13 protein-coding genes are annotated in these 12,828 nt (G+C 64.3%); 4 read left to right on the top strand and 9 right to left on the bottom strand.

The window, feature by feature from the left end; translation table 11 throughout:
* The 7 genes from BM194_RS13450 to BM194_RS13420 form a co-directional block, all read right to left on the bottom strand.
* The coding region (locus BM194_RS13450) for a TRAP transporter large permease subunit (protein WP_143097595.1) at positions 1-286 on the bottom strand (286 nt) is incomplete at its 3' end.
* Positions 286-915, bottom strand: a complete 630-nt coding sequence (locus tag BM194_RS13445) for a TRAP transporter small permease subunit (protein WP_244890969.1) — start codon at positions 913-915, stop codon at positions 286-288. The genes BM194_RS13450 and BM194_RS13445, both read right to left, overlap by 1 nt.
* Before the next feature lie 114 nt (positions 916-1,029).
* Entirely contained in the window at positions 1,030-2,094 is a 1,065-nt protein-coding gene (locus tag BM194_RS13440) for a TRAP transporter substrate-binding protein (RefSeq protein WP_092847528.1), read from the bottom strand.
* 10 nt (positions 2,095-2,104) lie between these two features.
* Positions 2,105-2,878, bottom strand: coding sequence for a FadR/GntR family transcriptional regulator (locus BM194_RS13435; RefSeq protein ID WP_092847525.1), 774 nt, complete (start codon positions 2,876-2,878; stop codon positions 2,105-2,107).
* Between the two features lie 185 nt (positions 2,879-3,063).
* Positions 3,064-4,329, bottom strand: a complete 1,266-nt coding sequence (gene glyA / locus BM194_RS13430) for a serine hydroxymethyltransferase (protein WP_092847522.1) — start codon at positions 4,327-4,329, stop codon at positions 3,064-3,066.
* A gap of 123 nt (positions 4,330-4,452) precedes the next feature.
* Positions 4,453-7,011, bottom strand: coding sequence for an ABC transporter permease (locus BM194_RS13425; protein ID WP_092847518.1), 2,559 nt, complete (start codon positions 7,009-7,011; stop codon positions 4,453-4,455).
* Positions 7,008-7,724, bottom strand: a complete 717-nt coding sequence (locus BM194_RS13420; RefSeq protein ID WP_092847515.1) for an ABC transporter ATP-binding protein — start codon at positions 7,722-7,724, stop codon at positions 7,008-7,010. Before BM194_RS13420 ends, BM194_RS13425 begins: the two co-directional genes overlap by 4 nt.
* On the opposite strand from BM194_RS13420, the gene BM194_RS13415 reads away from it, so the two are divergent.
* Positions 7,723-8,406 (top strand): arylesterase, encoded by a 684-nt coding sequence (locus BM194_RS13415; RefSeq protein ID WP_092847512.1) that lies wholly within the window; start codon positions 7,723-7,725, stop codon positions 8,404-8,406. The two genes, BM194_RS13420 and BM194_RS13415, sit on opposite strands and share 2 nt — an antisense overlap.
* Here BM194_RS13415 and BM194_RS13410 read toward each other — a convergent pair.
* Positions 8,403-9,290 carry a DMT family transporter gene (locus BM194_RS13410; protein WP_092847509.1) on the bottom strand — a complete coding sequence of 296 codons (888 nt, stop codon included), beginning with the start codon at positions 9,288-9,290 and terminating at the stop codon, positions 8,403-8,405. The genes BM194_RS13415 and BM194_RS13410 overlap by 4 nt on opposite strands.
* Positions 9,291-9,415: 125 nt before the next feature.
* Between BM194_RS13410 and BM194_RS13405 the strand changes: the two genes are divergently transcribed.
* Entirely contained in the window at positions 9,416-10,438 is a 1,023-nt protein-coding gene (locus BM194_RS13405; protein ID WP_092847506.1) for a zinc transporter ZntB, read from the top strand.
* A gap of 67 nt (positions 10,439-10,505) precedes the next feature.
* Here the strand turns inward: BM194_RS13405 and BM194_RS13400 are convergent, their stop codons facing one another.
* Positions 10,506-10,775 (bottom strand): Rdx family protein, encoded by a 270-nt coding sequence (locus BM194_RS13400; protein WP_092847503.1) that lies wholly within the window; start codon positions 10,773-10,775, stop codon positions 10,506-10,508.
* A 104-nt stretch (positions 10,776-10,879) separates the two neighbouring features.
* Here BM194_RS13400 and BM194_RS13395 point away from each other — a divergent pair, with 104 nt between their 5' ends.
* Together BM194_RS13395 and BM194_RS13390 are read left to right on the top strand one after the other, a co-directional pair.
* A complete protein-coding gene (locus BM194_RS13395; RefSeq protein WP_092847501.1) occupies positions 10,880-12,193 on the top strand; it encodes an MFS transporter in 1,314 nt (437 codons plus the stop codon).
* Positions 12,194-12,282: 89 nt separating this feature from the next.
* A complete protein-coding gene (locus BM194_RS13390) occupies positions 12,283-12,723 on the top strand; it encodes a PAS domain-containing protein (RefSeq protein ID WP_092847497.1) in 441 nt (146 codons plus the stop codon).
* The last annotated feature ends 105 nt before the right edge of the window (positions 12,724-12,828 follow it).

Here is a 12,828-nt window from a genome sequence, read left to right as displayed (position 1 = left end):
CGGGCAGGCGGCCGGCAAACACGCGCATGGCGTTGAACAGGTCCTTGGCGATCCCCGAGCGGTCGAGCAGGGACGCCATCAGCACGAACATGGGTACCGCCACCAGCGAGTACTCGGTGACGAAGCCGTAGACACGGCTGGTGACCAGCGGCATGGCCATCGGGCCGAACCAGCCGAAGGTGAAGGCCAGCGCCACCAGGCCGGTGATGAAGGCCAGCGGCAGGCCGGTGACCAGCAGGGCGAAGATCGCCCCGACCATCAGAATCGTTCCGTCGGCGATATCCATTACACGGCTCCCTCGTTATCGCTCGGGGGGGTGGCGGGCTTGCCGCGCAGCGACTGAATCAGGTGGATGAACGCCTGGATGCACATGATGATCAGCGCGACCATGATGATGCCCTTGACCAGGGCGGGAAACGGCGGGTTCCAGGAGGTCCCGGAGCGCTCCAGCGACCACTCGCCCATGGGGTTGTGCGAGGCGTCCCAGAACATCACGTAGGCGGCGTAGCTCATCGCCAGGCAGAAGCCGAAGGTGACCAGGTCGTTGAAGCGGTCGAGCCACAGCTTGAGGCGCGGGCCGGCACTGTCGTAGAGGATGCGCACGCGGATGTGGCGGTTGCTGGCCAGGGCGGCGGGGCCGCCGAGGGCGAAGCTGACCGCGACCAGCATGACCACGCTCTCGTGGACCCACGAGGTGGGCGAGTCGAAGCCATAGCGCATGATGACCTCGAAGACGCTGATCGCCATGGCGACGAACACCAGCCAGGCGGCGCCACGGGCGCACCACACCACGCCGCGGTCGAAGGTGCTGCGCACCGGGTCGGGGGCCGTGCTGGGCTCACCGGAGGTCGGGCCGGCGATCTCGTCCTCGTGCGTCACGGGGGTGGAATCTCGGCGACGGGGATCTCGAGACATGAGTGGTTCCTCTGCATCAAAAACCAGGAAGCCCATCAAGGCTTCCCGGTGAGGTCTGGCAGTGGGTGACGAGGCTGCACACGGCTGCCCCGTCACCTGACGATCCGACGATCGTTAGGACTGCTGATCGGAAGACTGAGTGCTCGAGGATTCCTCGGCCTTCAGCAGGTTGTGGTTTTCCAGGTACTGAACCACGGAGTCGTAGAACTCCTGGGTAATGTCGTTCTTCTCGGCCCAGACTGCCCACTCTTCCTTGGCGATGTTACGGAACTTGGCACGCTCCTCGGCCGGCAGATCGATGATCTCGATGTCCGGGTTCTGACGCGCTTCACGTACGGCTTCCATGTCGCGGGTCTTCAGCTCGGCGACCATTTCGTAGGCCAGTGCATCGACGGACGTCGACAGGATCGCCTTCAGGTCCTCCGGCAGGCCTTGCCAGATCTCGTTGTTGATCGAGACCGCCACCATCGGCAACGAGTGGAAGCCCGGATACAGCGGATACGGCGCGAACTCGTGCAGTCCCTGGGCCTGGTTGGTGGCGAATACGGTGTAGTCGGCCGCATCGATCACGCCCTTCTCGAGACCGGTATAAACCTCGGAGCCCGGCAGGTTGACCGGTGTAGCGCCTGCTTTTTCGAAAATGTTGTAGACCATGCCTTCCGGTGCACGCAGCTTGAGGCCCTTCATGTCCTCGACGGAACGCACCGGCTTGGTGGACGGCAGGGATTCCAGGCCAGTCGCGGCGGCGCCAATCAGGTGCAGGCCATAAGGCTCGACCAACTTGTTGTAGAGTTCCTCGCCACCGGCATTGTTCATGTAGTCGAGGAAGTCGTACGGGTCGCTCCAGGCACCGACCAGGTTGCCGATCATGCCGAAGGCCGGGTTCTGTCCGGTGAAGTAGCTGGGGTCGGTCAGGTGGCCCTGAAGGATACCGGACTTGACGGCCTGCAGGGTCTGGTTGGCCTGGACGACGGCGCCGACCGGCAGGATTTCGATGGAAATGCGGCCGTCGGACATCTTTTCGACGTTCTCGGCCCAGGCCTTCTTCATTTCGAACTGGGGCTCACCGGAGGTTTCCGAGGTCTGGAAGGTCCACTCGTATTCGGCCGCCTGGGCATTGAGGGCCAGGGCACCGAGTACGGCAGCGGTGAGTGTCTTGAGCGGAGTGCGTGACATCATGAGCGTTTCCTTAGCCATTTATTGTCTGGTCTTCGAGGATGGGAAGTGCACGGATCAGGTCTTCGAGACCCAGATCCCGTCCGGTGCGTTCGAGCACCGCCAGCGCCGCTGCCGCGGCCTGTTCGGGTTGCCGCAGACGGATGGCTTCCATCACGCGGCGGTGGCGTTCCATGCTGTCGTTGAGTTCGTGTGCGCTGTGGTTGGACTTCTCGACCAGCAGCGCGATGGCCGGCTTGAGTACATGGCTGATCTGCGCCCAGACCAGGTTATGCGAAGCGGCGAATACGGCCTCATGGAACGCGACATCGTATTCGTCGTGGGTTTGCCCCTTCCAGCGTAGATCGTCTCGCTCCAGGGCGTGAATCATGCCTTCATAGGCCGTCTCGATGGCCAGCAGGTCCGCGGCCGTGGCGTGCTCGGCCGCCAGGCGCGCCACGAAGGGTTCGACGGCGACACGAAAGGCAAATATTTCGCGCTGGATACGGGGATTGGGCTGTGCGAACTTGGCCATCCAGGCACTAACCTGAGGGTCGAGAAGGTGCCAGTTGGCCAGTTCGCAGACACGCGTCCCCTGCCCCGAGATGCGCTTGATCAAGCCTGCCGTCACCAGCGTCTGAAGGGCACTGCGCACGGTACTGCGGCTGACCCCGAACTGGTCGCAGAGGTCGAGTTCCTTGGGCACGAAGTCACCCGGCCCGTAACGACCGCTGAAAATGGCTTCAGCCAGGTGTTCGGCAATGTCTGGCCGAGCGGTGCGGCCCGGTGGCGTTGCGGCGTGACTCATGGCGACCCTGCCCCGCTCCTTGTAGGACTCGATTTCTATTATGTCGGACATAGGATCGGACAAGCACGCAAAGATTGCCTTTAGACGTTAGTCCAAGGCCAGCCAGGCATACCAGTAACGCAAAGCAAAAAGGCCGCTCCGGAACGGAGCGGCCTTGTCAGGCGAGCATACGTCGCGTTATGCGATCAGTCGCGATACACCGGGTAACGCGCGCAGACGGCTTCGACCTTGCTCTGCACTTCGGCTTCGGCGGCGCTGGAGTCGCCGTTGCCCATGGCATCTAGGATGTCGCAGATCCAGCCGGCCAGGTCGCGACATTCAGCTTCACCGAAACCGCGCGTGGTCACCGCCGGGGTACCGATACGCAGGCCGGAGGTGACGAACGGGCTCTGCGGATCGCCGGGCACGGCGTTCTTGTTGACGGTGATGTGGGCGCGGCCCAGGGCAGCGTCCGCGTCCTTCCCGGTCAGGCCCTGCTTGATCAGCGACAACAGGAACAGGTGATCCTCGGTACCGCCAGAGACCACCTCAAAACCGCGCTCGATGAACACACCGGCCATGGCCTGGGCGTTCTTGACCACCTGCTGCTGGTAAGCCTTGAACTCCGGTTCCATGGCTTCCTTGAAGCACACCGCCTTGGCGGCGATGACGTGCATCAGCGGGCCACCTTGGCCGCCCGGGAACACGGCGGACTGCAATTTCTTCTCGATCTCGGCGTCGCCTTCGGCGGAGAGGATCAAGCCGCCACGTGGGCCGCGCAGCGTCTTGTGGGTCGTCGTGGTCACTACATGCGCATGAGGCAACGGGCTCGGATAGATGCCGGCCGCCACCAGTCCAGCGATGTGCGCCATGTCGACCAGCAGGTAGGCGCCCACCTCGTCGGCGATCTCGCGGAACCTGGCCCAGTCGATGATCTGCGAGTAGGCGGAGAAGCCGGCGATGATCATCTTCGGCTGGTGCTCGCGTGCCAGTCGTGCCACCTCGTCGTAGTCGATCAGGCCGCCCTCGCCCAGGCCGTACTGCACCGCCGTGTAGTGCTTGCCGGAAAAATTGGGCTTGGCACCGTGGGTCAGGTGACCACCGGCATCCAGACTCATGCCCAGCACGGTGTCGCCCGGCTTGACCAGCGCCTGGAACACGGCACTGTTGGCCTGCGACCCGGAGTGCGGTTGTACGTTGGCGTAGGTGGCATCGAACAGCTGCTTGGCATACTGAATCGCCAGGTCCTCGACCACGTCGACGTGCTCGCAGCCGCCGTAGTAGCGCTTGCCGGGATAGCCTTCCGCATACTTGTTGGTGAGCTGCGTGCCCTGGGCCTGCATCACGCGCGGGCTGGCGTAGTTCTCGGAAGCGATCAGCTCGATGTGCGCTTCCTGGCGGGCCACTTCCAGCTGCATGGCATTCCACAGGGCGTCATCGAATCCGGCGATCTGCATGTCACGGGTGAACATCGGCGAGAGTCCTCGAAATCACGGGAAAATCTGAGGCCGCAATGATACCCCAGCGACCCCGCCCTTTCACATGAAAGGGCATCATGGTTAACCGAGAATTTCTCATCATGGGTTTAGCGCAGCTCAAGCCTCCCCCAGCAGACCCAGGCTGGCCATCGGCGTCTGGCGGCGTACGCTACGTGACAACACATGCCCGATCACGCCAATGAGCAGCGCCCCGCCCAGCGGCAGGGCCAGCCACATCGTCCAGTGAATACGCGGCACGAGGTCGAGCCAGCCGATATAGACCCCGGCGGCTGCCAACTCGGCCAGCAAGGCTCCCATCAGCCCACTGGTGAAGCCGAGCAGGGCGAATTCGACGCCTTGGACGCGCGAGATCAAGCGGTCGCCGGCACCGAACACGCGCAACAGGCCACTCTCATGGGTGCGCAACGAATGACTGGCAGTCAGCGCGGCGTACAGCACGCTGACGCCGGCCAGCAGCACGAAGGCCAGCACGAACTCCACGGCACGCGTGACCTGGGCCAGCAATTCGCGCACCCGGCCCAAAATCGCCTCGACATTGATCAGCGAGACGCCGGGATAGGCCGAGACCAGCTCGCCGAGCACTGTCCCCCCGGCTTCGCGTTCGAGATGAAAGGCCGTGATGTAGCTATGACCGAAGCGCTCGAGCACCTCCGGCGGGAAAATGACGAAGAAATTGGGGCGGAAGCTGTCCCAGTCGAGATCGCGCAGGCTCATGATCTCGCCGGTGATATCCTGACTGCCGATGGCGAAGGTCAGCGTATCGCCCAGCCCGATGCCCAGACGCCCGGCCAGGCCGCTCTCCACCGAGATCGGCACGGCCCGCTCCCCGCCGGCATCGTTGGTGCCGGCATCAGGCCCGAACCAGTCACCCGCCACGACGCGATTGCCCTCGGGCAGATCGTCTCGCCAGGTCAGGTTGAGCTCGCGGCGCAGCGAGTTATCGCCACGATGCGCTTCCGGCACCACCTCACGGGGCGGCTGCCCGTTAATGGCCGTGATACGTCCACGCACCATCGGGTAGAGCGCCGTCCGGCTCTCCACTGCGTCATCGACGATGTCAAGGAAACCGTCACGCTCGCCAGGCTGGATATTGATGGCGAAGTAGTTGGGCGTATCTTCGGGTAACTGCGCCTGCCAGGTGGTCAACAGGTCGCCGCGCACCAGGGTGATGATCGCCATGGCGGCGAACGTCACGGCAAAGGCCAGTAACTGGCCCAGGCTCGCCTGGCGCCGCCGCGCCAACTGCCGGGCCCCCAGGCGCAGTGCCTGGGCAACGCCACCCTGCCCATTGCCCCAGCGGCCGGCCAGACGCAGCACGCCGCCGAGCAGCAGCCAGCCCAGCCCCCAGAGCACGACCAGCGCCACCAGGCCGCCCGTCAACAGGCCCAACGACAGCCACAGGTCGCCCGAGTAGAGCCATAGCAGACCACCAAAGACCAGGCTGGCCACGCCGATGACCAACCACGCCGACGCCGGCAGCGGATCGAGTTCACGGCGCAGAACCTTGAGGGCGCTGACCCGCTTGAGGCGCAGCAGCGTCGGGCCAGCAAAGCCGATCAACACCGCCACGGCCGTCAGCACACCCATCAATAGCGGCAACCAGCCGGGTGGCGGTAACTCCAGCGGCAGGAATTGCGTCAACAATGCCAACAATGCCGCTTGCCCGGCCAACCCCAGCAGGGCTCCAATGATGGCCGAGGCCAGGGCCAGCCATAGCAACTGCAGCGCGAACAGCCGTGCCAGCTGGCGCTGGGAGGCGCCAAAGCAACGTAACAGCGCTGCGGTATCCAGGTGTCGATCGACATAGCGCCGCGTAGCCATGGCGACTGCCACCCCGGCCAGCAATACGGCGGCCAGCCCCGCCAGGCTGAGGTACTTCTCGGCACGCTCCAGCGCACTGCCCAACTGCGGCCGGTCCTCGCGCACGTCCTCGACCTCGATGCCGTCGGTCTGCAACCGAGCCAGCAGCCCTTGCACGCTATCCACCGCCTGGGGCGACCCCTTGGCCAGCAACTCGAACTCTACCCGTGAGCCGGGACGCACCAGCCCGGTCGCGTCGAGATCGTCGACGTGCATCATCAGGCGCGGATTGAAGCTGCCGAACCCGGCAGACTGGTCGGGTTCACGCTCGATCAGCCCGCCCACGGTCAAGGATGCTTGCCCCACCTGAACGACGCCGCCAACCTCAACGCTCAACAGTTGCGCCAGACGCGGCGCAATCCACACCTCACCTGCCACCGGCCCGTGCGGGACCCGAACGACACCTTCGCCGCGATCGACCAGCACCTGGCCGTACAGCGGATAGGCACCATCGACGACCTTGAGGCTGGCCAGTTGGAAGGCATCGCCATGGCTGGCCATCGACACCAGGTCGACCTGATCGGCCAGGGTCAGGCCCGCCTGTTCGAGCTGGCGGCGCAGGTCGCTACCGAACGGCTCGTCCTGCTCGAGTTTGATGTCGCCGCCCATCAACTGGCTGGCCTGGCGTGTCAGGCCACGGTCGAGGCGGTCGAGAAAGAAGCCGATCATCGTCGACGCCGCCACGGCCAACGCCAGGGCAACGAATAGCGCACGCACGTCGCTGGCTCGCAGGTCGCGGCGCAGCCCCTTCAGGGACAGGCGAAAGATATCGTCGTGCCCGGCATGTCCCGTCATGCTTCCACCTCGTCGCGGTCGAGCTCGACGAGCCGCCCGCCATCGAGCTGCAGGCAGCGCTGACAGCGACGGGCCAGGTGATGATCGTGCGTAACCAAGACCAACGTGGTCCCGGCTTCACGGTTCAGGGCAAAGAGCAGGTCGATGACCTTGCGGCCAGTGGCGCGGTCGAGGTTGCCGGTGGGTTCGTCGGCGAAAACCAGTTCCGGCTCGGTAACGAAGGCTCGCGCCACCGCCACGCGCTGCTGCTCACCCCCGGAGAGTTGCTTGGGCAGATGGTCGAGGCGTTCGCCCAGGCCGACCCGCCCCAGCCAGTCGCGTCCCCGTGACTGATGATCCCGGCCGGGCATCAGTTCGAGCGGCAGCAACACGTTTTCCAGCGCCGTCAACGTGGGCAGCAACTGGAAATTCTGAAACACGAAGCCGACGCGCCCGGCCCGCAACTGTGCGCGTCCATCCTCATCAAGGCTCTGCAGGGACTTGCCGAACAACATGAGTTCACCATGGGTCGGCGTGTCAAGGCCGGCCAGCAAGCCCAGCAAGGTCGACTTGCCGGCGCCCGAGCTTCCCAGAATCGCCACGCTCTCGCCGGGGAACACATCCAGGTCGAGACCTGTCAGGATATCGAGGCGGCGCTCGCCGCTGTCGACCTGCTTGCCCAGGCCACGGGCATGTAGAATAGGAGTGGTTTCACGCGCATGGGAGTCGGACATGGTGCAAGGTTTCCCTGTGGTTAGCGGTTTCAGAGGGTCGCTATCACTCAAATGGATTCGTCAGCTGGTGCTGGTGATTGGCCTAGTGTGGACCGGCGCAGCGTTTGCCGCCCCGACGACCGTCATGGTCATGGGCGACAGCCTGAGCGCCGCCTACGGCATCGAACGTGAATCCGGCTGGGTCAACCTGCTGCGCAAGCGCTTGCCCGAGGAGGTCGATGTCGTCAATGCCAGCATCAGTGGCGAGACGACCTCCGGCGGCGCGGCGCGGCTGCCCGAGTTATTGGGACAGCACGACCCGGACATCGTTCTGCTCGAGCTGGGCGGCAACGACGGCCTGCGCGGCCTGCCCCCGGGCCAGATGCGCGCCAATCTGGCACGCATGATCGAGGCTAGCCGGGAGAGCGGTGCCAAGGTGCTGCTGCTGGGCATAGAGATACCGCCCAATTATGGCCAGGCATACACCGACGCCTTCCAGCGCGTCTACCGTGGCCTGGCCGACGAGTACGGCATCCCGCTGGTGCCGTTCCTGCTCGACGGTATCGCCTTGGACAAGTCATTGATGCAGGATGACGGCATCCACCCCACCGCAGCGGCCCAGCCCCGGATGCTCGACAATGTCTGGCCGGCCCTGGCCCCCTTGCTGACCGATGAACAGCAACTCGCCGACCGGCCTCACTAGGCGGCTTCGGGTGTCGGGGCCTTCTGCAATTGCTGTAAGCCCAGGCCAGCCAGGATCAGCGCCAGCCCCACCAGGGTCGAAACCAGGATCGGTTCGCCAACGATGACATGCAGCAGCAGCAGCGAGACCGGCGGCGACAGGAAAATCAGGTTGGATACCTTGGCGGTACGCGAGACGCTATGTACCGCCATCTGCCATAACACGAAGGCAATGCCCATCTCGAACAGGCCGACATAAATGCCGGCCCCGACACCCTGCCAGCCATACCAGTCGAACCCCGGCCCGAAGGCCACGAGCGCTGTCAGCACGGGGAGCCCGACCGTAAAGTTCTGCCACTGGGCGACCAGCGGCTCGCGATGATCGCGGGCGTTGAGCAACCAGTACAACGCCCACAGCACGGTCGAGACCAGGGCCGCCGCCACACCCCAGGGATCGGCAAAGGCCACGTCGAACACCTGCCCCCGGGTGGCGATGGTCCATACCCCGGCATAGGCGACCAGCCCGGCCAGCAGGTCGATGCGTGTCAGCCGCTGCCCGAGGATTGGCACGGCGAGAAACGCCATAGCCAGCGCCCAGGTATAGTTGAGCGCCATGGCCTCCTGCCCCGGCAGCCGGTCGTAGGCGGCGAACAACACCAGGTAATAGGCCACCGGGTTCATCAGCCCGGCCCACAGCGCCGTACCCCAGCCTCGCCGCAAGGCGAGGCCCAACTGGTTGCGTCGCCAGACCAGACCGCCGATCAACAGCCAGGACACCAGCGCCGCGATCCACATCAGCTCCACCGGCGACATGGTCGCCAGGGCCAGCTTGAACGCAGTGGCTACCGTTGACCACAGTCCCACGGCCCCCACGCCGTAGAGCATTGCCCGCTGATCCTGCGTCATTCCTGCTCCCGTTCGACTTTTGCCGCCAACATCCATTAGGTAAGGTGCGTAGCCTAACCGTACCGCGCAAGGCAGACGAGCCTGCCGTCCCCATTTTGCCCTGTCCCTTGAGAGGTTACCCCGTCATGGCGACACCCAACGACACTGCGCCGGCAGCCCCCACCACATCCTCCCCACCCCAGACCGGCGCTTTCGTGGTTGCCTACCGACTGGACGGCAAGGGCGGCGGCCAGGCGCTCGACACGACGCAACTGCACCAGGCCTGGCATCAGGACGAGGCACCGTTATGGCTGCACCTGGACTTTCGCCATGACGATGTCATGGATTACCTGCACTCGCTGGCCGGCCTCGACGAGGCGGTCATCGAGGCACTGCTGGAAGAGGACACCCGCCCGCGTGTGGCGCGTTTCGGGCGTGGCGTGGTCACTACGCTGCGCGGCATCAACTTCAACCCTGGCGCCGCACCGGAGGATTTGATCTCGCTGCGCGTATGGATCACGCCCAAGCGCCTGATCACCCTGCGGCGGCGCTCGTTGCATGCGGTCAGCGTGGTACGTGAGCGCATCGACAGCGGCCAGGGAGCTCTCTCGATACCCGACCTGCTGGCCTGGATGATCGAGACATTGGTCGATCAGGTCGGCGACGTTACCCACCAGCTCGAAGAGCGCATGGCCGAACTGGAGGACGCCCAGCTTGCCGACGACGGCTGTTTCGAGGCAGACGACCTGACACGCCTGCGCCGCCCGTTGATTACCCTGCGCCGTTTCATGGGGCCGCAGCGCGACTGCCTGGCGCAGCTCGCCCAGGGTCCTCTGTGGCTGGATGAAGAAACCAAGGTATCGATTCGCGAGAGCGCCAATCAGCTCTCGCGCTACGTCGAGGACTTCAATGCCATGCAGGAGCGTGCGCTGATCCTGCAGGAACAGTTATGGAGCGAGCACAACGAACAACTCAACCAGCGCATGTACATGCTCGCCATCATCACCACCGTGTTCCTGCCACTGAGTTTCCTGACAGGTCTGCTCGGCATCAACGTCGGCGGTATTCCCGGTGCCGAGAGCCCCTATGGCTTCGCCGCGTTCCTCGGTATCACCCTGACCGTCGGCCTGCTGGTGTTGGGGCTGCTCAAGCGCAAGCACTGGTGGTGAACCAGGGACGGCACGGTGAACCGGGTTTACAACGCAGCATGGCCGAGCGCAGCTGTTTTCAGCCAGGCTAGCGGTCGATGTGGCCCAGATCGCGCTCCGGATCCAACCGGTCGCGCACCCGGCGCTTGAGTTCCTTGACGTCGGGAAAGCCGCCGTCACGCTTGCGCTCCCAGATCACCTCGTCGTCGAAGAGCACTTCGAAGTGGCCGCCGTGACTGGGCGCCAGCGCGACCTGCTCGAGGTCCTCGCCGAAGGTCGAGAGCAATTCCTGGGCATACCAGCCCGCACGCAGTAGCCACTGGCACTGCGTGCAATAATGGATGCGAATCCGTGCCATCGTCGTTGTCTCCGTGTCATGGACGATGGCTATCATAACAACTTGCCGGCAGACCTTCGCAGGCCACTCCCGGCAGGAATGCGACAGGCACGAGGAGTCAGTCCATGGCCGAGACCGGCATCAGCCAGTCGAAACTGTTCGAGAAGTTGACCGGCGACGAGGACAGCCGTCTTTGTCAGGATATCTCCGACGATGCCTGCCGAGAGCAACCGGGAAACTTCGTACGCCAGCTACTGGCCTCGCTGGGCAACAAGCTGGCTGACGAAATGGCCAGCGCACGCCTGGTCCTGCCCTGGCTGCTCGGGGCGATCGGGGCGCCGGTGTGGATGGTCGGCCTGCTGGTGCCGATTCGCGAGGCCGGTTCGCTGCTGCCCCAAGTCTTTGTTGCCGGGTTCATCCGCGGCATGCCGCAACGTAAGTGGGTATGGGCCATTGGCGGCGTGCTGCAGGCAGCCTGCGCCGTCCTGCTTGCGTTGACGGTGCTACTGGCCGGAGGCGTCCTGGGCGGGAGCCTGGTGCTGGGCCTGTTGGTCGTGCTGTCGCTGTCACGCGGCTTGTCCTCCATTGCCACCAAGGACGTGATGGGAAAAACCATCGCCAAGCGCCGGCGCGGCACCCTGCAGGGCTGGAGCGGCAGCGTTGCCGGCGCAGTCACGCTGCTTGCCGGCGCCATACTGATACTGTTCGACGACCAGCCAAGCATCCAGGCGCTGGCCATCCTGCTCGGCATTGCGGCGCTGGGCTGGCTGGGCAACGCCCTGTGTGTGGCCCTGATCCGCGAGGAGCGTGGCGCCACCCAGGGTGGCGAGAACGCCTGGAAAAGCGTTAAACGCGGCCTGGGCCTGCTGCGCAAGGATCGGGCTTTCCTGCAATTCAATGTCGCTCGCGCCCTGCTGCTTTCCAGCGCCCTGGCACTGCCCTACATCGCCCTGCTCGGCCAGCAGCGCAGTGGCGAGAACCTCGGTGGGCTGGGCATCCTCATCATCATTTCGGGAGTGGCCAGCATGCTCGCCAGCCCGCTATGGGGCAAGCGGGCCGACGTCTCGAGCCGCCGGGTCATGCGCGATGCCGGTCTCATCGCGGCCTTGTGCTGCCTGGCTGCGGCAGCGATCGCCTGGGCGCCGAGCGACTGGTCTACCTCGATCTGGCCATTCGCCCTCGTCTACGGCCTGCTGGTGATTGCTCATGCCGGCGTGCGGCTGGGGCGCAAGACTTATGTGGTCGACCTGGCCGACAACGACAACCGCGCCCTGTATGTCGCGCTGTCCAATACACTGACCGGGGTGCTGCTGTTGCTGGCAGGCGGAATGATCGGCTTGCTGGCTCAATGGCTAGGCAGCGACATCCTGTTGCTGGCACTGGCCCTGCTGGCGCTGGCGGCAGCCGTGACTGCGCATCGGCTACCCGACGTGGAGTGAGTGGGCTGGCTTGTGCCTTACGATATTGAAAAGCCCAGCGTGGCTGGCCATGATGAAAGATTGATCGAGCCAACAGGACCGCAAGGCGCATGAAAAGACCCCCGATGATCAACGCAGAGCTGCTGGAACGGATCGTCAACTCCTCGGAGGATGGCATCACCGTGGCCGAGCAGGAAGGCGACGATACCATCCTCATTTACGTCAACCAGGGGTTCGAACGCCTGACCGGTTACTCTGCCGACGATATTCTCTACCAGGACTGCCGATTCCTGCAGGGCGACGACCGCGACCAGACGGCCCTGGCCCACATTCGCCAGGCCATTGCCGAAGGGCATCCCTGCCGCGAAGTCATTCGCAACTATCGCAAGGATGGCAGCCTGTTCTGGAACGAGCTGTCAATTACACCGGTGTTCAACGAGCAGGACCAGTTGACCTATTACATCGGTGTACAGAAGGATGTCACGGCCTATATGGAAGCCCTGCAGGAGCTGGAAGCCCTGCGTGGCAAGCCGGAAGATATCGCAGGCTAGAAAAAACGTTCTGCAAGTCTTGTCATTGCCCTTCACTAGCGCTATATAGCGGGCAAAGGCATCATTGGGATGCCGGCTCGCTATACAGCGTCTGTGGAGGGTTTA

Source organism: Modicisalibacter xianhensis, assembly GCF_900113605.1.
Taxonomy (GTDB): domain Bacteria; phylum Pseudomonadota; class Gammaproteobacteria; order Pseudomonadales; family Halomonadaceae; genus Modicisalibacter; species Modicisalibacter xianhensis.
Note: the sequence above shows the minus strand (reverse complement) of the source record. Positions and strands in the feature narration are given on the sequence as shown.

What these genes read in the sequence shown, in the direction of transcription:
- BM194_RS13445 (WP_244890969.1), bottom strand. Translation starts at nt 915, where the DNA reads ATGTCTCGAGATCCCCGTCGCCGAGATTCCACCCCCGTGACGCACGAG.
- BM194_RS13440 (WP_092847528.1), bottom strand. Translation starts at nt 2,094, where the DNA reads ATGATGTCACGCACTCCGCTCAAGACACTCACCGCTGCCGTACTCGGT.
- BM194_RS13435 (WP_092847525.1), bottom strand. Translation starts at nt 2,878, where the DNA reads ATGAGTCACGCCGCAACGCCACCGGGCCGCACCGCTCGGCCAGACATT.
- glyA (WP_092847522.1), bottom strand. Translation starts at nt 4,329, where the DNA reads ATGTTCACCCGTGACATGCAGATCGCCGGATTCGATGACGCCCTGTGG.
- BM194_RS13425 (WP_092847518.1), bottom strand. Translation starts at nt 7,011, where the DNA reads ATGACGGGACATGCCGGGCACGACGATATCTTTCGCCTGTCCCTGAAG.
- BM194_RS13415 (WP_092847512.1), top strand. Translation starts at nt 7,723, where the DNA reads ATGGTGCAAGGTTTCCCTGTGGTTAGCGGTTTCAGAGGGTCGCTATCA.
- BM194_RS13420 (WP_092847515.1), bottom strand. Translation starts at nt 7,724, where the DNA reads ATGTCCGACTCCCATGCGCGTGAAACCACTCCTATTCTACATGCCCGT.
- BM194_RS13410 (WP_092847509.1), bottom strand. Translation starts at nt 9,290, where the DNA reads ATGACGCAGGATCAGCGGGCAATGCTCTACGGCGTGGGGGCCGTGGGA.
- BM194_RS13405 (WP_092847506.1), top strand. Translation starts at nt 9,416, where the DNA reads ATGGCGACACCCAACGACACTGCGCCGGCAGCCCCCACCACATCCTCC.
- BM194_RS13400 (WP_092847503.1), bottom strand. Translation starts at nt 10,775, where the DNA reads ATGGCACGGATTCGCATCCATTATTGCACGCAGTGCCAGTGGCTACTG.
- BM194_RS13395 (WP_092847501.1), top strand. Translation starts at nt 10,880, where the DNA reads ATGGCCGAGACCGGCATCAGCCAGTCGAAACTGTTCGAGAAGTTGACC.
- BM194_RS13390 (WP_092847497.1), top strand. Translation starts at nt 12,283, where the DNA reads ATGAAAAGACCCCCGATGATCAACGCAGAGCTGCTGGAACGGATCGTC.